Source organism: Streptomyces sp. NPDC053076 (genome assembly GCF_044546845.1).
Classification (GTDB): Bacteria; Actinomycetota; Actinomycetes; order Streptomycetales; family Streptomycetaceae; genus Streptomyces.
Genome location: NZ_JBITZL010000004.1, coordinates 480,274 through 502,846, shown reverse-complemented (window position 1 = coordinate 502,846; position 22,573 = coordinate 480,274). Strand labels below are relative to the sequence as shown.

13 protein-coding genes are annotated in these 22,573 nt (G+C 73.2%); 8 read left to right on the top strand and 5 right to left on the bottom strand.

The features are described 5' to 3' along the window. The first annotated feature begins 33 nt into the window (after positions 1-33). The 5 genes from ACIGYR_RS19630 (at position 34) to fxsT (ending at position 9,805) form a co-directional block, all read left to right on the top strand. On the top strand, positions 34-1,047 hold the full coding sequence (locus ACIGYR_RS19630) for an AAA family ATPase (RefSeq protein WP_391840703.1): 1,014 nt from the start codon (positions 34-36) through the stop codon (positions 1,045-1,047). A 7-nt stretch (positions 1,048-1,054) separates the two neighbouring features. Next, the gene (locus ACIGYR_RS19625) at positions 1,055-4,600 is read left to right on the top strand and encodes an SAV_2336 N-terminal domain-related protein (protein ID WP_399597844.1); all 3,546 of its coding nucleotides are present in this window, start codon (positions 1,055-1,057) and stop codon (positions 4,598-4,600) included. Positions 4,601-4,692: 92 nt separating this feature from the next. After that, complete coding sequence (locus ACIGYR_RS19620) at positions 4,693-4,971, top strand: hypothetical protein (RefSeq protein ID WP_399597845.1); 279 nt, start codon at positions 4,693-4,695, stop codon at positions 4,969-4,971. Between the two features lie 491 nt (positions 4,972-5,462). After that, complete coding sequence (locus ACIGYR_RS19615) at positions 5,463-6,728, top strand: aKG-HExxH-type peptide beta-hydroxylase (protein ID WP_399597848.1); 1,266 nt, start codon at positions 5,463-5,465, stop codon at positions 6,726-6,728. 74 nt (positions 6,729-6,802) lie between these two features. After that, the gene (gene fxsT, locus ACIGYR_RS19610; protein ID WP_399597850.1) at positions 6,803-9,805 is read left to right on the top strand and encodes an FxSxx-COOH system tetratricopeptide repeat protein; all 3,003 of its coding nucleotides are present in this window, start codon (positions 6,803-6,805) and stop codon (positions 9,803-9,805) included. 153 nt (positions 9,806-9,958) lie between these two features. Here the strand turns inward: fxsT and ACIGYR_RS19605 are convergent, their stop codons facing one another. From ACIGYR_RS19605 to ACIGYR_RS19590, 4 genes are all read right to left on the bottom strand, one after another. Beyond that, positions 9,959-13,774 (bottom strand): multifunctional oxoglutarate decarboxylase/oxoglutarate dehydrogenase thiamine pyrophosphate-binding subunit/dihydrolipoyllysine-residue succinyltransferase subunit, encoded by a 3,816-nt coding sequence (locus tag ACIGYR_RS19605; RefSeq protein ID WP_399597854.1) that lies wholly within the window; start codon positions 13,772-13,774, stop codon positions 9,959-9,961. A 301-nt stretch (positions 13,775-14,075) separates the two neighbouring features. Continuing rightward, positions 14,076-15,200 carry an ATP-binding protein gene (locus ACIGYR_RS19600; RefSeq protein WP_391840714.1) on the bottom strand — a complete coding sequence of 375 codons (1,125 nt, stop codon included), beginning with the start codon at positions 15,198-15,200 and terminating at the stop codon, positions 14,076-14,078. Further along, entirely contained in the window at positions 15,197-15,937 is a 741-nt protein-coding gene (locus ACIGYR_RS19595) for a response regulator transcription factor (protein ID WP_391840716.1), read from the bottom strand. Before ACIGYR_RS19595 ends, ACIGYR_RS19600 begins: the two co-directional genes overlap by 4 nt. 112 nt (positions 15,938-16,049) lie before the next feature. Beyond that, positions 16,050-16,727: a spermidine synthase gene (locus ACIGYR_RS19590; RefSeq protein WP_399597858.1), complete on the bottom strand. Its 678-nt coding sequence runs from the start codon at positions 16,725-16,727 to the stop codon at positions 16,050-16,052. A gap of 201 nt (positions 16,728-16,928) precedes the next feature. Here ACIGYR_RS19590 and ACIGYR_RS19585 point away from each other — a divergent pair, with 201 nt between their 5' ends. The 3 genes from ACIGYR_RS19585 to ACIGYR_RS19575 all read left to right on the top strand — a co-directional run bounded on the left by ACIGYR_RS19585 (position 16,929) and on the right by ACIGYR_RS19575 (position 21,820). Then, the gene (locus tag ACIGYR_RS19585; RefSeq protein ID WP_399597861.1) at positions 16,929-17,822 is read left to right on the top strand and encodes a rhomboid-like protein; all 894 of its coding nucleotides are present in this window, start codon (positions 16,929-16,931) and stop codon (positions 17,820-17,822) included. A gap of 445 nt (positions 17,823-18,267) precedes the next feature. Beyond that, entirely contained in the window at positions 18,268-20,688 is a 2,421-nt protein-coding gene (gene lon / locus ACIGYR_RS19580; protein ID WP_399597862.1) for an endopeptidase La, read from the top strand. A gap of 121 nt (positions 20,689-20,809) precedes the next feature. Next, positions 20,810-21,820 carry a serine/threonine-protein kinase gene (locus ACIGYR_RS19575; protein WP_399597865.1) on the top strand — a complete coding sequence of 337 codons (1,011 nt, stop codon included), beginning with the start codon at positions 20,810-20,812 and terminating at the stop codon, positions 21,818-21,820. Positions 21,821-22,055: 235 nt separating this feature from the next. On the opposite strand, the gene mscL is transcribed toward ACIGYR_RS19575, so the two are convergent. Then, complete coding sequence (gene mscL, locus ACIGYR_RS19570) at positions 22,056-22,499, bottom strand: large conductance mechanosensitive channel protein MscL (protein WP_391840728.1); 444 nt, start codon at positions 22,497-22,499, stop codon at positions 22,056-22,058. Between the last annotated feature and the right edge of the window lie 74 nt (positions 22,500-22,573).

The window sequence follows — 22,573 nt, the reverse complement described above, 5'->3', positions numbered from 1 at the left end:
CTGCATGATCACCGAAGCCGGGAGGAGCCCAAGGTGAACGACTGGCGGATCTACCGCGGAGTGGGTCAGCCGCACGACGGCATGCGACGGTTGCCGGCGCCGCCGCCCTGGCGCGACTTCGCCGCCTCCCGGGAGGACACCGGGAGCGGCCCGGAGGACCCCAGCAGCGCCCGCCGGCTCGGAGTGCGCCGCCGTCTGGTCGAGAACTACGCGCCCCGGCCGGCCGAGGTGGACGCGGTCAACGCCGCCCTCTATCTGCGGCGGCCCCTGCTGGTGACCGGCAACCCGGGAACGGGCAAGTCGACCCTCGCGTATGCCATCGCCCACGAACTCGGCCTGGGCAAGGTGCTGCGCTGGCCCATCGTCAGCCGCACCACCCTCCAGGACGGGCTGTACCGCTACGACGCCATAGCCCGGCTCCAGGACGTCCAGCTGGAGCGCGCCCGCGGGGACGAGGGGGGTGCCGCCGCCTCCGGCATCGGCTCCTACCTCCGGCTCGGGCCGCTCGGCACCGCGCTCCTGCCCGCCGAGCAGCCCCGTGTGCTGCTCATCGACGAGCTGGACAAGAGCGACCTCGACCTGCCCAACGACCTGCTGAACACCCTGGAGGAGGGCGAGTTCTCGATTCCCGAGCTGGAACGGCTGGCGGACCGCGAACCCGTCGTCGAGGTGCTCACGCACGACGGTGACCGGGTCGCCGTGCACGGCGGGCGCATCGCGTGCACCGCGTTCCCGGTGATCGTGCTGACCTCCAACGGCGAACGGGACTTCCCCGCCCCGCTGTTGCGCCGCTGCGTCCAGCTGGAACTCGACCCGCCCGGTGAGGAGCAGCTCACCGCCATGGTCGAGGCGCACCTCGGTGAGGACGGCGCCGGCGCCGGCGCCGACCTGATCCGCAGGTTCCTGGAGCGCGAACCCGGCGAGGTGCTCGCCGCGGACCAGCTCCTCAACGCCCTGTTCCTCACCCAGCACGATCCGCACGCCCAGGGCCTCACCCGCGAGCGGATCGCCGAGATGCTGATGCAACCACTCGACCGCACGAGGTGAGAGGCGGATGCCGGGGATGCGTCTGGACGAGCTGATCGGCAAGCTGCGCCAGGGCGGCCTCCAGCCGACCGCCGAGGACGTGGCGGACGCGCTGTGGCTGGCCCGGCGGCTCGGCACGACCCCATCCGGCGACAACCCCGGCAGCCTTGGCAACCCCAACTTTGGTAGCCCGGGCACCCCCCGCACCGGCACCCGCGCGGCGGGGCCGGACGGCGTGCCCGGCCCGGAAGCGGAGGCCGCACCGGCCGGTGCCTCTCCGGCAGCCGGTCCGGGCGCCCCGCCGGCGCCCTCCGCGGCGGCACCCGCCCCGGCCGTCCCGCTGCACACCCTCGGCCCCGGCTCGCACGGCCGGACCGGGGACGCCCCCGTGCTCTTCCCGGTCCGCGCCCCCGCCGCCGGCGCCCTGCCCGGACTGCTGGGCCTGCAGAAGGCACTGCGTGTCCTCGGCCGGTACCGGACGGCCTCCGTGCACGGCCAGGACGAGCGGATCGACGAGGCGGCCACGGCGGACCGGGCCGCCGCCAGCGGCATCCTGCTCCCCGTCACCCGGCCCGGCCGCCACCGGCGCTGCGACGTGCAGCTGCTCATGGACACCGGTCCCGCCATGGCCGTGTGGGGCGAGATGGTCGAGGAACTGCGCCAGGCCTGCCAGCAGTCCGGCGCGTTCGCCTCCGTCCGCGTCCACCACCTGTACGCCGACGACTCCGGCGCTCCCCTCGTCGGTACCACCGCCGGTCCCGGCCGGCGCACCCGGCTGCGCCCCGCCGACGAGCTGCACGATCCCAGCGGGCGCCGGCTCACCTTCGTCATCAGCGACTGCGTCGGTCCGCTGTGGCAGCACGGCATCGCGCAGCGCCTGCTGCACGGCTGGCCGCGCACCGCCCCGCTGGCGGTGATCCAGCCGCTGCCGCCCCGCCTGTGGGGCCGTACCGCGCTGCCCGCCGAGCCCGGGCTGCTGGTCCGCACCGGAGAGACCGGCGGGCGCCTCGATTTCCTGCCCGAGGACGAGCCCTGGGAGGAGATCCCGCCCGGCGCCCGGCCGGTGCCCGTGCTCCAGCCCACCCCGGAGGCGTTCGAGGCGTTCGCCCGGCTGCTCGCCGGTACCGGACCGACCCGCGAGCACGCCTGGGCCGGCTTCGCCCACCCCGCCGTGGTACCCGCGGAACCGGCCACCGCCCCGCCGCCGCGCAGCGACGACGACCTGCTGCGCGCTTTCCGCGCCGGGGCCTCGCCCGGCGCCCTCCGGCTCGCCGTCTACCTCGCCGCCGCGCCTCTCACCCTGCCCGTGATGCAGCTGGTCCAGCGGGCCATGCTGCCCGACACCGGACCCATGGAACTGGCCGAGGTGCTGCTCGGCGGACTGCTGCGGCAGCTGCCCGGTACCGGGGGCCAGCCCTGCTTCGCCTACTCGCCCCGGATGCAGGACCTGCTGCTGTCCTCCCTCGACCAGGACACCGCCGGTCTCGTCCTCAAGCACTGCTCGGCCTACGTGGAACGGCACTTCGGCAAGGGCACCCGCAACTTCGCCGCCCTGGCCGCGGCCCGGCTGGCCGATCGCGCCCCGGCCGCAGGCACCGGGCAGCCCACCGAGGAGGGTGGGGCGCGGGACGGCGGCAGCGTGGAGACCGAGCTGTTCGCCCGCATCCCCGCGCGTGTGCTGCGGTTCTACCTCCCGGACCTGGTCACGCCCGACCCGCTGACCGAGGCCGAACGACTGCTCGCGGGGTGGCGGCAGCTCGCCGACCCGGAGATGCTGCGCCGGGCCCGGGAACAGGCCCGGATCGCCGCGGCGAGCACGGCCGCCGCGCCGGCCCCTGCCCCCGCCCTCGCACCCGCCGCGGCGACCCGGGCCCGCCTGGTCCTCGGCCGCGTGCTGCGCGCGGAGGCCGGCACGGCGGGCGCGCGGACGGAGGGACGGCGGGCCGGGCTGCTGCGGGAGGCCGCGGCCGAACTCGCCACCGCGTACGCCGCGGCCCCGGCCGACAGCCGGGAGCGGGCCGAGGCGGCCCTGGAACTCGCTTCCTGCCGCCGTGAGTTGTGGCGCCTGACGGCGGAGACGGACCAACTGGCCGAAGCCCTGCGCACCCTGGACGCCGACACCCCGCCCTGGCCCCGGATCACCACCACGTCCCGTAGCTGGCAGGGCGCCCCCACCTCAGACCCGGACGGGGCCGCGGCCCGGGACGCCGGCGGGGTCGCGATCGGGGCCGGAGACGCCGGCAGGGCCGGGGGCCGGGACCCGGAGGTCGGGGGCCGGGACGCGGGCGGGAAGAGGGACGCGGGCGCGGGCACAGACGGGGACAGCGACCGGGGCGCGGACGGGACCGCGGGCCGGGACAGCGGCGGTGGCGGCATCGGGGTCGGCGACGCGTCGTTCCGCGTTGGCGTGGGTGGCGTGAGTGGCGTTGGCGTCGGTGGGGTCCGTGGGGCAGGTGAGGCCGGGGGAGCTGGGCAGGGAGGCGGGGCCAGGGCGGCGGTGGCGCCCTGGGAGGTGGGCGTTCATCGGGAACGGCTGCTGCTGCGGGGCCGGATCCTGCTCGATCTGCGGCATCCCGGTGCCGCCGTACCCGAACTGCGCGAAGCCTGCGCGCTGCTGGTGCGGGAGCGGGCCTCCGACGCCGTGCGCGGGCCCGCGCTGCTCGATCTCGCGCGGGCGCTGCGCGGGGCCGGCGCCGAGGACGCCGAGACCCGGCAGGCGCTGCACGAGGCCCGGCGGGCCGCCGGCGACGACCCGGCCCTGCTGCTGCCGTCGCTGACCGCGCTCGCCGCGTTCCACGCCGCGGCCGGGGAGCCCGGGGAGGCCGACGCGGCTTACGAGCGTGCCGCGCTGCTCGCCCCCGCCGACGGCACTTTGCGCGTCCAACTCCTCACCGCCTGGGGCGAGTCGCTGCTCAGACGGGCCTCGGCGGGCGACGGCGCCGGTGTGGTGGACCGGGCCGAGTACGTGCTGCGCGAGGCGCTGAAGTCGTTGCCCGCCCGCTCCGCGCACCGCGGCCGGCTCCAGGGCCTGGTCGGCAGCGCGCTCGCCCAGCGCTTCCGCCATCTCGGTTTCCTGCCCGACCTGTTCGAGAGCCGGCATCTGCTCGGCCAGGCGGTGCGCGCGGCGACCGACGCGGCCGTACGGGCCGAGGTGTGGCTCCAGCTGGGCCGGGTGCGGCTGGAGGGCTGGTACCACGCGGGCGCGCCGATGCTGACGGAGGCGCTACAGGCGTACGAGAACGCCGAGCGGGAGGCGGAGGCGGCCCATGGCGGCGACCCCGGCTCGGTGACGGCCGCCCGCGCCCGGCACGGCTGCGGCGCGGTGCTGGCGCTGATGGGGCGGCCCGGCGCGGCCGGCGGCGCGTTCCGGGCGGCCCGGGAACAGTGGCAGCGGCTCGTCGGGGCGCTGCGCCGGGTCGACTGGGCCGATGTCGAGCTGACCCGGCGGGCGGAGCAGGAACCGCCGCCCGCGGACGCCCGGTCGCTGCCGGAGCAGGCGTGGCGGGAAACGGCTCCGCCCTGGTGGCCTTGGGCCCAGGACTGGGTCGGCGCGGGCGAACTTGACCGGAGTTGAGCCGTCCGGGGTTTCTGCTTCCGGCCTGTCGGGAAGAAGTGGGCAGCCACTGCGGCTGCGCGGGGCGGGCGTAGTGCAGGGAGGAGCCGAGGGTGGGGGAGCCAAAGTCACGGGGGGCCGGCCTAGGCGAGGACGTCGTAGAGGCCGTGTTGCCGTCCGACCTCACCGACGTCGACCTGCGGACACTGCGTGCCATGGACCATCCGGCGGTGCTCGCGGCGGTCGCCGGGGTGCTCGCCGACCCGGAGGGGCTGCGCCGGGTCTGGTACACCACCGGCGGCGACGACGGGATCGCGCCGGACGGACCCGAGCGTGTGTTTTCGGCCGGACCCGCGAGGCAGTCCTTACGCGGCGAGGACACCGTGGCATGAACCCGGGAGCCGTCGGACCCGCGGAACACATACGCCCGACCGCCCCGCCCATCCCCGGCCCCGTGGGAGGCGTACGACCGGCCGCCCCCGGACCTGCCAAAGGCGTACGGCCGGCCAACCCGGCCGCCCCCGGAGCCGTTCGACCGGCCGCCCCGGTCGCCCCTGGGCCTGCTGGAGGCGTACGGCCGGTCACTTCCGGGCCTGTGGAAGTCGTGCGGTCGACCGTCCCGGCCGCCTCCGACCCCGCTGGAGGCGTACGGCCGGTCACTTCCGGGCCTGTGGAAGTCGTGCGGTCGACCGCCCCGGCCGCCTCCGGCCCCGCGGGAGGCGTACGACCGGCCGCATCCGGACCCGCGGAAGACATACGGCCCACCGTCCCGGCCGCCCCCGGCCCCGCTGCAGGCGTACGGCCGGTCACTTCCGGGCCTGCTGGAGGCGTACGGCCGGTCGCCCCCGGGGGCGGAGCGGTGCCGTCCGGGATGCTTGCCCCGGTGCCGGCCGGGATCCTCCGCGACCTGGCCCGTACCCGGCCGGTGCCCGCGGCCACCGGGATTCTGGGCGCCGCCCTGCATGCCCGGCGGATGCTGCTGCTGAAGTCCCTCCTGGTCCGGGTCGACACTCTGCGGGGCACCCTGTCCGCGGCGGTACGGCGGCGCTTCGAGGACGACTGGGCGCTGCTGGAGCGGGCCGAGCGGACCGACGCCCCGGCCGTACGCGCCGTACTCGACTATCCGACGACCGGCGCCTGGCTGGCCGCGGCGCTCGCCGCGCCCGACGGCCCGGACTTCCACGAGGCCCTGGCCGGCCTGGGAGCGGTGGCCGTCGCCGCCGCCCTGCGCGCCCGCTGCCGGTTCACCACCACCCGCCCGCTGCCGGCCGGCACCCTGCCGCTGCCCGGCATCGGACTGCTGCGCTGCGCCCGCGGCCGGGTCCGGCTGTCCGGCCGGGCGGGCGCCCTGCGGATCACCGACAGTGCCGGCCAGACCCTGCTGCTGCCCGGCCCCGCCGTGGCCGGACCCGGCACCCGCTGGAGCGCCGACGGCGCCCTCGCCTGGTCGGCGCTGCACACGCTGCCCGGCGGCACCGCCGTACTCGACGACGTGGACCCCTACCGGGTGCCCGTGGGCGGCATCGGACCGGCGGCGCTGCCCGCGGCCGAGCGCCCCTGCTCCGACCATGCCGGGTGGGCCGCCCGGTGGCGGGACGCGCACGCCCTGCTGGCCGCGACCCACCCCGCCCGGGCCGCCGAGACCACCGCGCTCGTCCGCGCCGTCGTCCCGCTCGTACCGCCGGCGGGTGGACCGCCGCTCAGTGCCACCGTGCGGACCGCGCCCGGTGCCGTCCTGGCCCAGCTGCCGGCCGACCGGCGGGAGCTGGTCGAGCTGCTGGTGCACGAGACGCACCACACCAAGCTGGCCGTGCTGGACGAACTCGTCCCGCTGTGGCGGCCCGGCGGCAGCCTGCACCGGGTGGGCTGGCGGCGCGACCCGCGCCCGGTCCCGGGCGTCCTCCAGGGCGCCTACGCGCACCTGGCGCTGCTGGACCTGTGGTGGCGGGCCCGCGCCGGACCCGCCTGGGCGTGGCGACGGCGCGCCGCGGAACGGTTCGAGATGTGCCGGGAGCAGGTCGCCGGGGCCTTGTCCGTGCTGGCCGAGTCCGATGAACTGACCCCGCAGGGAAGGGAGTTCGTCCGGCATATGGGCCGCCATCACGCACACCTCGGGGTGGCCGCCCGCCGCCGGGATGACGCTCCGTAGACGGCTTATTGCGTTACGTTGTGCACGGGGCTGCCGCAGGAGACCGGCAGCCGCGGTGGGAGCAGGGAGCGGCGATGGCGGAACAGCGGCGGCCGGGCGCGAACGGCGCGGCGGTACCCGAGCATGTGCTCGTGGTCTTCCCGGGGTACTACCGGTCGTGGGCGGCGTGGATCGCGCAGTGCCTCGAACGGCACGGACACCGGGCCACCCTCCAGCGCTGGGACCCGCCGCGCGAGGTCGCGCTGGAGGACTCGCTCGGCGATCTGCTGCTGGCCAGCGGAAAGGTGCTGCTGGTCCTCAACGACTGGTTCTTCGAGCTGGGCCCGCGCCCGCCCGGCGAGTGGAACGACGCGCTGCGCGGCTTCGTCGCCGCCCACGCCGACCGGTTCGCCGCGGTCAACCTCACCAACCGGTCGCTGCTGCCCGCCACCGCCGTACTGGAACCGGCCAGCCTGTGGGCGCTGAGCGAGGAGGCCGCCGAGGAGCGGCTGCTGCACCGGCTCGGCCTGGAGCCGCTGGCCCGTCCGCGCGCGCTGTCCGGCCGGATCCGCTACCCGGACGAGCGCTGCGAGATCTGGGGCGAGGTGCCGCGCCGCAACCCGCGCTTCACCGGTCGCGACGACCTGCTGGGCGAACTCCACCAGCGGCTCGCCGACGCCGAGCGCGGCGCCGCCGCCTGCACCCTCGTCGGCATGTCCGGCATCGGCAAGACACAGCTGGCCGCCGAGTACGCGCACCGTTTCAGCACCGACTACGACCTGGTGTGGTGGGTCAACAGCGACGACCGCACCATCCAGCGCGACCGCCTGGGCGAACTCGCCGTCGAACTCGGCCTGCGCATCGGCAGCGAGCCCGGCGAACGCATCCGCGCCGTCCGCAACGCGCTGCGCCGCGGGGAGCCGTACGCGAACTGGCTGCTGGTCTTCGACGGCTGGGACGACATCGAGGGTGTGACGACGCTGCTCCCGCAGGGCACCGGACACGTCCTGATCACCTCCCGCAACCGGGGCTGGGGCGAGCACACCGACGTGCTGGAGATCCCCACGTTCCTGCGACCGGAGTCCACCGGCTATCTGATGCGCCGCGCCACGCACATCACCGCACAGGAGGCCGACGAGGTGGCCGCCGAGTTCGGTGACGTGCCGCTGCCGCTGGTGCAGGCCGCCTCCTGGCTCGGCGAGTCCGGCATGGAGGTGGACGAGTATCTGCGGATGGTCCGCGAACGGCGGCTGTCCACCGTCGACGAGCCCGTGACCGGCGAGGGTTTCCCGCAGTCCTCCCTCACCTCCTGGGCCATACTGCTCAACAGGCTGCGCCGCTCCCAGCCGCAGGCCATCGACGTGCTCGGCCTGTGCACGTCCTTCGCTCCCGGCCGCATCCCGCTCGGCCTCATCCGGGCCTACCCGCGCGCGGAGCTGCCTGAGGAACTGCGCTGGATGTCCGCCGACCTGCCGGCCTGGACCCGGGCCCTGGACACCCTGGTGAACTACTCGGTGCTCACCCGGGAGACCCGCGGGCCGCTCGCCGCCGAGGCGGGCCCGCACCAGGAGTCGGTGCACATGCACCGGCTGGTCCACGACATCGTCTCCAAACTGACCGGCGACAACGGCGGCGACCTGCACCGGCGGGCGGTGCGCACCCTGCTCGCCGAGGCCGACCCGGGCAACCCCGCCGACAGCCGGAACTGGCCGCGCTACGCCGAACTCCTGCCCCACCTGGAGCCGTCCGGCGCCCTGGAGAGCCGCCAGCCACGCGTGCAGGAGCTGGTGCTGAACTGTCTGCGGTACTGCACCCGCAGCGGTGAGTACAGCGGCGGCCTGGAACTGGCGCAGCAGGTGCGCGAACAGTGGGCCCGGTTCATGGATCCGATCGACCAGCCGATGCTCGACCTGGCCACCCAGGAGGGCAACATGCTGCGCAACCGTGGCCGGTTCCGCGAGCTGTACGAGCTGCACCGGGGCGTGCTGAAGCAGCTGCGGGCCGCGCCCCGGCGCAACGAGATCGGCGAGCTGGTCAGCAAGAGCGCCATCGCGTCCGGCCTGCGCTCCCTGGGCCGTTACCAGGAGGCGTACGACCTCCAGCGCGAGGTGCTCGACGGCAACGAGCGGCTCCTCGGCCCGGACCAGCCCCCCACCCTGGTCGCCCGGCACAACCTCGCCGTCACCCTGCGTATGCTGGGCCGGTACGCCGAGGCACTGGACCTCGACCTGGACACCCTGGCCCGAGGCGAGACGGTGCTGCGCGCCCGGCACATCAACACCCTCCACTCCGGAAACGCGGTCACCCACAGCCTCCGGCTGCTCGGCCGCTACCGGGAGGCGCTGGCCCGGCAGGAACCGGTCGTACGGCTCCATGTGCAGGTGCTCGGCCCGCAGCACCCGCAGACCCTCGAAGCCCGTTCCCAGCTGGCCATGTGCCGGCGTCGCGAGGGCGGGCACGCCCCGGACGTCGGGCCGGCCATGTCCAGCCTGCTGGACCAGCTGATCCAGCTGCACGGCCGCGAGCACTACCGCACCCTGTCGTTCCTCACCAACTACGGCAACTTCCTGCGCGAACACGGCGACCTCAGGCAGGCCCGCGACCTCATCGACGAGGCGGAGACGGGCTATCGGTCCTTGCTCGGCCCCGCACACCCCGTGGCCACGGGCATGCTCTCCAACACCGGGCTGGTGATGCAGGCCGCGGGCGAGCGGGCCGAGGCGCTGTCGATGTTCGAGTCCGCGCTCGCCGGTCTCACCGCGACGCTCGGCCCGGACCACCCCTGGGTCCTGGGCTGCGCCCTCAACGCGGCCGGCGCGCGCAACTTCAACGGCCGGATCGACGACGCGGTGGAGCTGAGCCGGGACACCCTGCGCCGGGTCCGGCACACCCTGGGGCACGAGCACCCGCTCACCCTGTCCTGCCAGGTGGCGCTGGCCGCGGATCTGCGGGCGGCACACGAGCAGGAGGAGGCGGGCAAGCTGGAGGAGGACGCGCTGCTGGCCCTCACCCGCTCCCTCGGAGCCCAGCACCCCCACACCCTCTCGGCCCGCCAACGGGTGAGGCCGTACTGGGACTTCGAGGCGTACTTGGGCTAGAGCGCCCCGAGAGGGGCGCGGGGAACTGCGCGAGCGGCCACGGAGGGCCCGCAGTCGCGCACGGCTTCCACCGCCCCCACGAGTAGGCGAAGGGCCCGGTGCCGAGTAAGAACTCGGCACCGGGCCCTGAGGTTCGGTGAACCGCCGGAGGCGCTACGCCTCGAACACCTCACGCACCAGCTGCTCCTGCTCGGCCTGGTGGCGCTTGGCCGAACCCACCGCCGGGGACGAGCCGTGCGGGCGCGAGATGCGCCGCAGCCGCTCGCCGGCCGGGATGTCCGCGCCGACCGCCAGGTCCAGGTGGTCGATCAGGTTGAGCGCGATGAACGGCCAGGCACCCTGGTTCGCCGGCTCCTCCTGCGCCCACAGGTACTTCTCGGCGTTCGGGTACTTGTTGACCTCCGCCTGGAGCTCGGCACCCGGCAGCGGGTACAGGCGCTCGATGCGGATGATCGCCGTGTCCGTGGCGCCGCGCTTGACCCGCTCGGCCTCCAGGTCGTAGTAGACCTTGCCGGCGCAGAAGACGACCCTGCGGACCGCGGCCGGGTCGGCCGTGCTGTCGCCGATGACCGGGCGGAACTCGCCCGTGGTGAACTCCTCCGCCTTCGAGGCCGCGGCCTTCAGACGCAGCATCGACTTCGGGGTGAAGACGACCAGCGGCTTGTGGTGCGGGTTGTGCACCTGCCACCGCAGGAGGTGGAAGTAGTTCGACGGCGACGTCGGCATGGCGACCGTCATGTTGTTCTGCGCGCACAGCTGGAGGAAGCGCTCGGGGCGGGCCGAGGAGTGGTCCGGGCCCTGGCCCTCGTAGCCGTGCGGCAGCAGCAGGGTGACGCCGGAGGTCTGGCCCCACTTCTGCTCGGCCGAGGAGATGAACTCGTCCACGACCGTCTGCGCGCCGTTGACGAAGTCGCCGAACTGCGCCTCCCACATCACGAGCGCGTCCGGGCGGGCCAGCGAGTAGCCGTACTCGAAGCCCATCGCCGCGTACTCGGAGAGCAGGGAGTTGTAGACGTTCAGGCGGGCCTGCTCGTCCGACAGGTACTGGAGCGGGGTGTACTCCTCGCCGGTCTCCCGGTCGATCAGCACCGCGTGGCGCTGGCCGAAGGTGCCGCGCTGGGAGTCCTGGCCCGCGAGGCGGACCGGGGTGCCCTCCAGCAGCAGGGAGCCGACGGCGAGGGTCTCGCCCATGCCCCAGTCGATCGTGCCGTCCTCGACCATCGCCGCACGGCGCTGCAGCTGCGGCTGCAGACGCGGGTGGACGGTGATGTGGTCGGGGACGTTGACCTGGGACTCGGCGATCCGCTTGACGACCTCCGCCGAGATCGCGGTCGGGACCGCGACCGGGAAGCCGTCCTGCGGCGCCTGGGCGTCACCGGTGGCCGGCAGCGAGGTGGCCTCGCGGACCTCGGTGAAGACCTTCTCCAGCTGGCCCTGGTAGTCCTGGAGGGCCTGCTCGGCCTCTTCCAGGGTGATGTCGCCGCGACCGATCAGGGACTCGGTGTAGAGCTTGCGCACCGAGCGCTTCTTGTCGATCAGGTCGTACATCAGCGGCTGGGTGAAGGCCGGGTTGTCCGACTCGTTGTGACCGCGGCGGCGGTAGCAGATGAGGTCGATCACCACGTCCTTGTTGAACGCCTGGCGGAACTCGAAGGCGAGCCGCGCCACGCGCACGACGGCCTCCGGGTCGTCACCGTTCACGTGGAAGATCGGGGCCTCGATCATGCGGGCCACGTCCGTCGCGTACATGGAGGAACGCGAGGACTCGGGGGCCGCGGTGAAGCCGACCTGGTTGTTGATGACGATGTGGACCGTGCCGCCGGTGCGGTAGCCGCGCAGCTGCGACATGTTCAGGGTCTCGGCCACCACGCCCTGGCCCGCGAAGGCCGCGTCGCCGTGGATCGCCACCGGCAGGACGGTGAAGTCCGTGCCGCCCTTGTTGATGATGTCCTGCTTGGCGCGGGCGACGCCCTCCAGGACCGGGTCCACCGCCTCCAGGTGCGAGGGGTTGGCGACCAGCGAGACCTTGATCTGCTCGCCGTCCAGGCCCGTGAAGGTGCCCTCGGCGCCCAGGTGGTACTTCACGTCGCCGGAGCCGTGCATCGACTTCGGGTCGAGGTTGCCCTCGAACTCGCGGAAGATCTGCGCGTACGACTTGCCGACGATGTTCGCCAGCACGTTCAGCCGGCCGCGGTGGGCCATGCCGATGACGACCTCGTCCAGACGCGACTCGGCCGCGGAGTCGATCACCGCGTCGAGCAGCGGGATGACGGACTCGCCGCCCTCCAGCGAGAAGCGCTTCTGGCCGACGTACTTGGTCTGCAGGAAGGTCTCGAACGCCTCCGCCGCGTTCAGCCGGCGCAGGATGCGCAGCTGCTCCTCGCGCTCCGGCTTGGAGTGCGGGCGCTCCACGCGGTCCTGGATCCACTTGCGCTGCTTGGGGTCCTGGATGTGCATGAACTCGATGCCGGTGGTGCGGCAGTACGAGTCGCGCAGCACGCCGAGGATGTCGCGCAGCTTCATCATCGACTTGCCGGCGAAGCCGCCGACGGCGAACTCGCGCTCCAGGTCCCACAGGGTGAGGCCGTGCTCGACGATGTCCAGGTCGGGGTGCTTGCGCTGGCGGTACTCCAGCGGGTCGGTGTCGGCCATGACGTGGCCGCGGACCCGGTAGGAGTGGATCAGCTCGAAGACGCGGGCGGCCTTGGTGACGTCGTCGTCGTGGCTGGCGTCGATGTCCTTGAGCCAGCGGACCGGCTCGTAGGGGATGCGCAGCGCCTCGAAGATGTCGTCGTAGAAGCCGTTCTCGCCCAGCAGCAGGTTCGCGACCTGGCGCAGGAACTCGCCGGAGGCGGCGCCCTGGATCACCCGGTGGTCGTAGGTCGACGTGAGCGTCATGACCTTCGAGATGCCGAGCTTGTTCAGGGTGTCCTGGCTGGTGCCCTGGAACTCCGCCGGGTAGTCCATGGAGCCGACGCCCATGATCACGGACTGGCCGGGCATCAGACGCGGCACGGAGTGGACGGTGCCGAGGCCGCCGGGGTTGGTCAGGGAGACCGTGACACCGGTGAAGTCGTCCATCGTCAGCTTGCCGTCGCGGGCGCGGCGGACGATGTCCTCGTAGGCCTGCCAGAACTCGAAGAAGTTCAGCGTCTCGGCCTTCTTGATGGCGGCCACGACGAGCTGGCGGTCACCGTTCGGCTTGACCAGGTCGATGGCCAGGCCGAGGTTGACGTGCGCCGGCTTGATCAGGGTCGGCTTGCCGTCCTTCTCGCCGAAGGCGTGGTTCATCGCCGGCATGGCCTTGATGGCCTGCACCATCGCGTACCCGATGAGGTGCGTGAAGGAGATCTTCCCGCCGCGGGCGCGCTTGAGGTGGTTGTTGATGACGATCCGGTTGTCGAACAGCAGCTTCACCGGGACCGCGCGGACCGAGGTGGCGGTCGGCAGCTCCAGCGAGGCGTTCATGTTCTTCGCGACGGCTGCGGACGGACCACGCAGCGTCACGTACTCCGGACCCTCGGGCGCCTGCGCGGCGGGGGCGGCCTTCGCCTTCGGCTGAGCGGGCGCCTGTGCGGGCGTCGCCGGCTTGGCCGGGGCGGGGGCGGCCTGCGCCGCGGGAGCGGCGGCGGGCTGGGCCGGGGGGGCCTGGGCGGGCTTCGGGGCCGCGGGCGCCGGGGCGGCGGCCTGGGGGGCCGGAGCCGGGGCCGCTGGCCGGGCCTGGGGGGCCGCGGTGGGCTCTGCGGCCCCCGCGGCCGCAGTACCCGCCGGAGCCGGGGTGGCAGGAGCACCCGGCTTGTAGTCGGCGAAGAAGTCCCACCAGGCTCGGTCTACCGAATTCGGGTCCTGGAGGTACTGCTGATAGATCTCGTCGACGAGCCACTCGTTGGGACCGAACGCAGCAGCGGGGTTCTTCCCGGCTTGGTCGTCGGTCGAGATGCTCGAGTTACTGGGGGACTGTGGCGACACGGCGGCAACCGCCCTCTTCCGCTTCACAAGGTGATGGACAGCGGGAATAAAGGCTACGCCTCCAAGACCGTGAAGGTCAGGTCGGGCCGGTTCATCGTCGCGTAAGTCACATCAGAAATCTTGTTTCAGGGCTTGAAATGGCGGGAAACAAGCGTGGTTCCGCATGTGAGAGGGTGCACCGGCGCGGGCCCGGCGCGTCTTCGTTCGACGGGTGGCGCGGGCCTGCCCTGATCACACGTGTCCAGCTGCACGGAGCGGCAGCGATCGTCGTGGATCTTGTGCTTCCGGTTCGGACCCTACGTCAACTCGGGACGGAAGTCAGGCCCGGAAGAGTGACGATGATCCGACAGCCCCGCTCGGATTCGGCCACACCGATCCGGCCGCCGTGCAGATCCACGGCCCACCGGGCGATGGCCAGCCCCAGCCCGGTACCGCCGTCGCTGCCCGGGCCGTGCGGCCGGGTCACCGCCCCGCGGTTGAACCGCTCGAACACCCGGTGCCACTCCGACCGGGGGATGCCGGGCCCCTCGTCCAGGACCTCCAGCTGGAGCGACTCCGGCTGCGACCCGCGCCGTGCCTTCAGCGTCACCCGGCCGTGCGGCGGGCTGTGCTTGACCGCGTTGTCGACCAGGTTGGCGACGACCTGGTGGATGCGCTCGGGGTCCGCGTGCGCGGTCAGCTCCGGCGGTGAGACGTCGAGGTGCAGGTGGACGTCGGTGCGGGTGTGGCTGCCCGAGCCGGAGGCGATGCCCGCGCGCGCCGAGGCGACCATGTTGGCCTCCTTCAGCACACCGGACAGGTACGGCCACACCTCGAAGCGCCGCGTCTTCAGCGGCACGACGCCGTTGTCGAGGCGGGAGAGGTCCAGCAGGGTCTCCACCAGGCGGCCCAGCCGTTCGGTCTGCTTCAGGGCCGTCCGCATGGTCTCCGGGTCGGCCTCGGTGACCCCGTCGACGATGTTCTCCAGCACCGCCCGCAGGCCCGCGATAGGAGTGCGCAGCTCGTGCGAGACGTTCGCCACCAGCTCCTTGCGCTGGCTGTCCTGGGCCTCCAGTTCGTCGGCCATGACGTTGATCGTCTGGGCCAGGTCGCCGAGTTCGTCCCGGCGGTTCTCCTTCACCCGGCGCGTGTAGTCGCCCTGCGAGATGGAGCGGGCCACCGCGTTCATCTCGTCCAGCGGCATGGTGAGCGAGTGGGCCACGAACTGCGTGATCAGCAGCGTGGCGATCATCGAGAAGACCGTGATGAAGCGCAGCTCCGTCTTGGTGTGCACCGCGACGATCGACAGACCGGTGGTGATCAGCACCGCGATGACGACCAGAGCACCCAGCTTGGTCTTGATCGAGAACGGGCGAACGCCGCCCCAGGGTTCCTCGCCGAGGGTCCCGGGGCTCCTCCGTGCGGCCTGGCGCCCGCCGCCGCTCATGGGGTCGGTGTCTCCAGCGCGTAGCCCACGCCGTGCACGGTGCGGATCCGCTCGGCACCGATCTTCCGGCGCAGCGCCTTGATGTGGCTGTCGACCGTGCGGGTGCCGGAGGCGTCCGCCCAGTCCCACACCTCGGCCAGCAGCTGCTCCCGGGAGAGCACCGCGCGCGGGGTGTTCGCCAGGCACACCAGCAGATCGAACTCGGTGGGCGTCAGGTGGACGTCCTCGGACTTCACCCGCACCCTGCGCTGCGCGTGGTCGATCTCCAGCTCGCCCAGCCGCAGGATGCCGGAGCGGGGCGTGGTGGCGGCCAGCGCGGCCCGCTCCACCCGACGCAGCAGCACATGCACGCGTGCCGCCAGCTCCCGCATGGAGAACGGCTTGGTCATGTAGTCGTCGGCGCCGACGCCGAGCCCGACCAGCATGTCCGTCTCGTCGTCCCGCGCGGTGAGCATCAGCACCGGCACCGGCCGCTGCGCCTGCACCCGCCGGCAGACCTCGAGCCCGTCGAAGCCGGGCAGCATGATGTCGAGGATCAGCAGGTCGGGCTGCCATGCCTCGGCCGTGTCGACCGCGGCCGGACCGTCGGCCGCCGTTTGCACCAGAAATCCCTCGGCGCGGAGCCGGGCCGCGATGGCGTCGAGGATCGTCGTGTCGTCCTCGACGACCAGCACCCGGCGCTGCGCGCCCGGGGTGGTCGTCGCCGCGCCGCTCTGGGAGGTGTGTGTCTGCTCCATCGCCCGCCCCTGTTGTTGCTTTCCGGAATCCGTGGGGTGATCCCATGTCTGCGTTTGACGCTTGAATGATCCGCGCCAGGGCAGCACATTACGGGGACTCACCGCGCTGTCGCTATCCAGGTCGGACGGCGAGGTGGACGGCGTCCGGAACGCCCCGGGCAACGGGCACCTCTTCGGTACGCACCTGTCGGAACCCGGCATTCCGCAAGGTTCCTTCAAAATCCGGAGAGGGTTGCGCCGACCACACCGTGAGCACCCCGCCGGGCCTCAACACCCGCGCGCAGGCCGCGAGTCCGGCCGGCGAGTAGAGACTGTCGTTGGCTGCCGTGACGGTCCAGTCGGGCCCATTGTCGATGTCGAGACACAGCGCGTCGAACGTGTCCGATGTCTCATTGACGTAAGCCACGAGATCCGCTTCCACGATCTCGGTGCGCGGGTCGGCGAGTGCGCCGGCGGACACCTCGGCCAGCGGCCCGTCCCGGTGCCAGCCGATGACGGCCGGCTCCCGTTCCACCACGGTGATCCGCCCCCACCGGGGGTCGGCCGCGGCGTGCGCGAGCGAGAACCCCACACCGAGCCCGCCGATCAGCACCTTCGGCGCCGGCCGCCCGTCCAGCGCGTCCCGGGCGGCGTCCACCAGCAGCCGCTCCGAGCGGCCGTCGGAGGTGTCCATCAGGAAACAGCCGTTGACGATGATCTGCAGCAGCGCGCCGTGCCTGCGCAGCACCACCTCGCCGTAGGGGCCGTCGCACCGGTCAAGGACCACGGGAGTGTCGTGCAGGGCAGTCATGGACACATCCTGCTTGAACGCGGCCCGCCATTCACGGGAATTACGCATGACGCCCACGGACGAGTGGCCCGGGCGAGGACCCGGACCCGGACGCGGGCAGGGGGCGAGGGGTTGCTGTGAATCCGCTCTCGCGTGGCGTCGGTCATAGACAGCGGCATGCCGAACACGAAGGGTGGGGCGCGACGGAAGGAGCGCCTCACCGTGGAACGGATCACGCCGGGCCCTGCGACGGACGCGTCCCCGCCCGCCCTGGGCACGCCTCTTCCGGACGGCACGGCCGCCGTCCCACCGCCGGCCGGCCTGCTGGACGGCATGCCACGCCAGCGCGGCACCGCCCCCGCGTCCCCCCTGGGGCCCGGGCCCGCCGCGGCCCGCGCGCCCGGTCCGGTGCCTGCGGCCGCACCGCTTCTCCGTCCGGCCGCACCGCTTCTCCGTACGGCTCAACGGGTGTGGCGGCTGCTGCCCACTCCGGCCGGCACGCCGTTCACCTTCGGCTACGCGGTCGTCCTCGCCGTCACCTCCCTGGTCGCGGCCCAGGCGGATCCCGGTTGGGTGCACGCCCTCCACCAGGGCTCCAGCACGGACGTGGTCCACCTGGCGAGCGCTCCCATGCCGGTGCTGCTGGCGAGCGCGCTGTGGATCGCGGGCGGGATCCTCTCGCCGTACGCGCTCGCGTTCGTGCTGGTGCTCACCGCGCTGGAACGGCGGACGGGCGGGGTACGGGCAGCCTGTGTCTTCCTGGCCGGCCATGTCCTGGCCACCCTGGCCACCGAGGTCCCGGTGGGCCTGGCGGTCCTGTTCGGGCACCTGCCGCCGACCTCGCTGCACCGCCTCGACTACGGCATCAGCTTCGGCGTCGCCGCCACCGCCGGCGCCCTGGCCGGGCTGCTCACCCCGTGGCTGCGCTGGCCCCTGCTGGCCCTGACGGGCGGCCTGCTCCTGAACGACCTGATCGCCTTCCAGGACCCGATGACCAACTGGGGTCATCTCATCGCCCTCGCGACCGGCGTGGCCGGCTGGCCGCTGCTGCGACGCGGGCGGCGGAACGCCCCCGCGCTTCCGGCCGCCGTGGGGAAACCGGCGCACGCCGCGTAGGGATCTCGCGGCCGGGTGCTGCCGACGGCCACTGCCGGCGAGCGCTGCCGGCGGCCGGTGCACCACGACCGGGGGCGCGATCCGGGAAGCAGTTGCGCACCTCTGCTTGTTCTCCGTCTTGGGCCGGGGGGCGCCTCCGGGTCGGCGGTGTCTCCGGGCCCTGCGGGGTGTCTCCGGGCCCTGCCGGGTGTCTCCGGGCCCTGCGGTGACTCCGGGCCTTGCGGTGTCTCCGGGTCGGTAGCGGTGCGGCCGTGCCGGGCCGGGCCGGGCGGGGCGGCGCGGGGCCTCGGGTCAGGAGGTGCCTTCGCGTCCGAGCCTGCCGGGTATGGGCCCTTCGACCTGCGGGAATCGGGTGATCGCTGACAGCGAACACGCTGCCGGGAACATCGCGGGCAGCCAAAACATTGAGTCGGCATAGCTCAAGTTGACTGCCTAAGGGGAGATCATGGCTGCTGAGTCCACGGCGTTCACGCTCGTCCTGCCCGTGCTGCCGCTCGACGACGAGGTCGTGCTGCCCGGGATGGTGGTTCCGCTGGACCTGAGCGACGCCGAGGTGCGGGCCGCGGTGGAGGCCGCACAGGCCGCCGCCCGGTCGGCGCCCGGGAAGCCCAAGGTGCTGCTGGTGCCGCGCATCGACGGTACGTACGCCAAGACCGGCGTCCTCGGCACGGTCGAGCAGGTCGGCCGGCTGGCCGACGGCGACCCGGGGGCCCTGATCCGCGGCCGGAGCCGGGTGCGCATCGGCGCCGGCACCACCGGCCCGGGGGCCGCGCTCTGGGTCGAGGGCGCCCGCGTCGAGGAGAACGTTCCGGAACCGCTGCCGGGCCAGGCCGCGGAACTGGTCAAGGAGTACAAGGCGCTCGCCACCGCCTGGCTGAAGAAGCGCGGCGCCTGGCAGGTCGTGGACCGTGTCCAGGCCATCGACGACGTCTCGGCGCTGGGCGACAACTCCGGCTACTCACCGTTCCTGACCACCGAGCAGAAGGTCGAACTGCTGGAGACCGCCGACCCGGTGGCCCGTCTCCGGCTCGCCACGCAGCAGCTGCGCGACCACCTCGCCGAACAGGACGTGGCCGAGACCATCGCCAAGGACGTCCAGGAGGGCGTCGACAAGCAGCAGCGTGAGTTCCTGCTGCGCCGGCAGCTGGAGGCGGTCCGCAAGGAGCTGCGTGAGCTGAACGGCCAGGAGGAGGGCGAGGAGTCCGACGACTACCGCGCCCGGGTGGAGGCCGCGGACCTGCCCGAGAAGGTCCGCGAGGCCGCCCTGAAGGAGGTCGACAAGCTGGAGCGCGCCTCCGACCAGTCGCCCGAGGGCTCCTGGATCCGCACCTGGCTGGACACCGTCCTGGAGATGCCGTGGAACGAGCGGACCGAGGACGCCTACGACATCCAGGGCGCGAAGGCGGTGCTCGACGCCGAGCACGCCGGCCTGGAGGACGTGAAGGAGCGCATCACCGAGTACCTGGCCGTGCGCAAGCGGCGCAACGACCGTGGTCTCGGGGTCATCGGCGGGCGGCGCGGCGGTGCCGTGCTCGCGCTCGTCGGCCCGCCCGGCGTCGGCAAGACGAGCCTCGGGGAGTCGGTCGCGCACGCCATGGGCCGCAAGTTCGTCCGCGTCGCGCTCGGCGGCGTCCGCGACGAGGCCGAGGTCCGCGGTCACCGCCGTACGTACGTGGGCGCGCTGCCCGGCCGGGTCGTGCGGGCCATCAAGGAGGCCGGGTCGATGAACCCGGTGGTCCTGCTGGACGAGATCGACAAGGTCGGCTCCGACTTCCGCGGCGACCCGGCCGCGGCCCTGCTCGAAGTCCTGGACCCGGCCCAGAACCACACCTTCCGGGACCACTACCTGGAGGTCGAGCTGGACCTGTCCGACGTGGTCTTCCTCGCCACGGCCAACGTTCTGGAGGCCATCCCGGAGGCGCTCGCCGACCGGATGGAGATCGTCCGCCTGGACGGCTACACCGAGGACGAGAAGGTCGTCATCGCCCGGGACCACCTGCTCCCGCGCCAGCTGGAGCGGGCCGGCCTGGACAAGGCCGAGGTCACGATCGACGAGGGCGCGCTGCGCAGGCTCGCCGGGGAGTACACCCGCGAGGCGGGCGTACGGACCCTGGAGCGGTCCATCGCGCGGCTGCTGCGCAAGGTCGCCGCCCGGCACGAACTGGGCGAGCAGGAACTGCCGTTCACCGTGGGGAGCGAGGATCTGCGCGGTCTGATCGGGCGCCCGCACCACGTGCCCGAGTCCGCCCAGGACCCGGCCGAGCGCCGTACGGCCGTGCCCGGTGTGGCGACCGGTCTCGCGGTCACCGGTGCCGGCGGCGACGTGCTCTTCGTGGAGGCGTCCCTGGCCGACCCCGAGACGGGAGCGGCGGGTCTGACCCTGACCGGCCAGCTCGGTGACGTGATGAAGGAGTCGGCGCAGATCGCGCTCAGCTTCCTGCGCAGCCACGGTGCCGAACTGGAGCTGCCGGTGGCCGACCTGAAGGACCGGGGTGTGCACATCCACTTCCCGGCGGGCGCGGTGCCGAAGGACGGCCCGAGCGCGGGCGTCACGATGACCACGGCCCTCGCCTCGCTGCTCTCCGGCCGCCTGGTCCGCACGGACGTCGCCATGACCGGCGAGGTCTCGCTGACCGGCCGGGTGCTGCCCATCGGCGGCGTGAAGCAGAAGCTGCTCGCCGCGCACCGCGCCGGGGTGACCACCGTGATCATCCCCAAGCGCAACGAGCCCGACCTGGACGACGTCCCGGCCGAGGTGCTGGACAAGCTCGACGTCCACGCCGTGACCGACGTCCGTCAGGTCCTGGAGCTGGCGCTCGCGCCCGCCACGAACGGCGCGGCGCCGGAGGTTCCCGTGGCGGCGTGACGGACGCCGCGGGATGAGTGAGGGCCCGGGTTCCGTGAGGGAGGCCCGGGCCTTCGCCAGGTCGCGCGCCCGCCCGGCCGTGGCCGGGCGCGCCGGTGGATCAACTCGGTAGAATTCGGGCGTGAGCGGGCAGGACGGCCGGCCCTCCGGTCTGATCGGGACGGAGATCGCGGGCTACCGGGTCGAGCGCGAACTCGGCCGCGGTGGCATGGCCGTCGTCTACTGCGCCAAGGACCTGCGCCTCGGCCGGACGGTCGCCCTCAAGCTGCTCGCCCCCGAGTACACGCGCAACGACGCCTTCCGCCGGCGCTTCGCCCAGGAGTCGCGGGTGGCCGCCGCCATCGACCACCCCAACATCGTGCCCGTCTTCGAGGCCGGCGAGGCCGACGGGATCCTGTACATCGCCATGTGCTTCGTCTCCGGCCTCGACCTGCGCGGTCTGCTCGACCGCGAGGGCCCGCTCCCGGTGCCGGCCGCGCTGCGCATCGCCGCCCAGCTCGCCTCGGCGCTCGACGCCGCCCATGCGCGCGACCTGGTGCACCGGGACGTCAAGCCCGGCAACGTGCTGGTCGCGAAGGGCGTCGACAGTGACCACCCCGAGCACGTCTACCTCACCGACTTCGGGCTGGCGAAGAAGTCCCTGTCGCTCACCGGGTTCACGTCGGCGGGAGAGTTCGTCGGCACGCTGGACTACGTGGCGCCCGAGCGGATCGCCGGGCGCCCGGTGGACGGCCGGTCCGACCAGTACAGCCTCGCCTGCGTGGTCCACGAGATCCTCGCCGGAGCCCCGCCCTTCCGGCGGACGGACCACCTGGATCTGCTCTGGGCCCATCAGTACGATCCGCCGCCCGCGCTGAGCGAGGAGCGGCCGGACATCCCGGGCGAGGCCGACGCGGTCCTGCACCGGGCCCTGGCGAAGATCCCCGACGACCGCTACGACACGTGCCTGGAGTTCGTGGCGGCGTTGCGGGGCGCCGTCGGCGAGGTCGGCCCGCGCGGCCGTACGCCGACGCTGGTGGACCTGAGGGTGGCCGCCGCGCGCGTGGACCCGGGGGTGGGCCGGGGTGCCGGCTGCGCCGAGGTGCCCGAACCGCCGGCCTGGGCGGCCCCTGTCCTCCGTTCGCCGCGGTAGCCGGTCTCTCGGCTGTGCGGAGCTTTTAACCCGCCTCCGCGGAACCGTCAAGCCCCGATATTTCGGAACGTGCCCTGTGCCCTGCTGATTGGGCTTACTGGATGTACGGCCCCACCGAACAGGAAATGAGGCCGCAGGGTACGGCGGCCGTCCTGCCAGACGGCACCGAGATCAACGGTCACCACGGACGTGCCCGCGCGGGCCCGGCAACCCAGGCCGGGCCATGGAGGTCGGGTCACCCGGCGCGCTGGGTTGTCCCTCCGGCCTGAGCGGGTACGGCGGGCAGGGAGACGGTGCAGGAGGCGCAGCGTCGGGCCTGGGCGGGTACGGGGCTGAGGCATTCGGGGCAGTCCCGTTTGGGGGCCTGGACGTCTTGGTGCGGGGCGAGGCGTTCGTGGAGCTTGTTGATCGGGAGCACGACCAGGAAGTACAGGGCGCTGGCGAGGAGGAGGAAGCTGATCGCCGCGTTGACGAAGGCGCCGTAGGGGAACTTGATGGCGCCTACGGTGAAGGTCTTGCGGCTCATGTCGCCGGTGGCGCCGGTGGCCAGCCCGACGAGTGGGGTCAGGAAGGCGCTGACGAAGCCGTTCACCACTGCGGTGAATGCTGCCCCGATGACGATGCCGACGGCCAGGTCGACCACGTTGCCGCGCAGGATGAAGCTGCGGAAGCCCTTCATCTTCTCCTCCCTAAGAGGCTCTTGACGTCGACGGGCGGCACCGAAAGCGCGGTCAGCCCACCCCTTCACGTCGG

Coding starts and splice junctions, on each gene's coding strand:
- ACIGYR_RS19625 (WP_399597844.1), top strand. CDS start 1,055: ATGCCGGGGATGCGTCTGGACGAGCTGATCGGCAAGCTGCGCCAGGGC.
- fxsT (WP_399597850.1), top strand. CDS start 6,803: ATGGCGGAACAGCGGCGGCCGGGCGCGAACGGCGCGGCGGTACCCGAG.
- ACIGYR_RS19600 (WP_391840714.1), bottom strand. CDS start 15,200: ATGAGCGGCGGCGGGCGCCAGGCCGCACGGAGGAGCCCCGGGACCCTC.
- ACIGYR_RS19595 (WP_391840716.1), bottom strand. CDS start 15,937: ATGGAGCAGACACACACCTCCCAGAGCGGCGCGGCGACGACCACCCCG.
- ACIGYR_RS19590 (WP_399597858.1), bottom strand. CDS start 16,727: ATGACTGCCCTGCACGACACTCCCGTGGTCCTTGACCGGTGCGACGGC.
- lon (WP_399597862.1), top strand. CDS start 18,268: ATGGCTGCTGAGTCCACGGCGTTCACGCTCGTCCTGCCCGTGCTGCCG.
- mscL (WP_391840728.1), bottom strand. CDS start 22,499: ATGAAGGGCTTCCGCAGCTTCATCCTGCGCGGCAACGTGGTCGACCTG.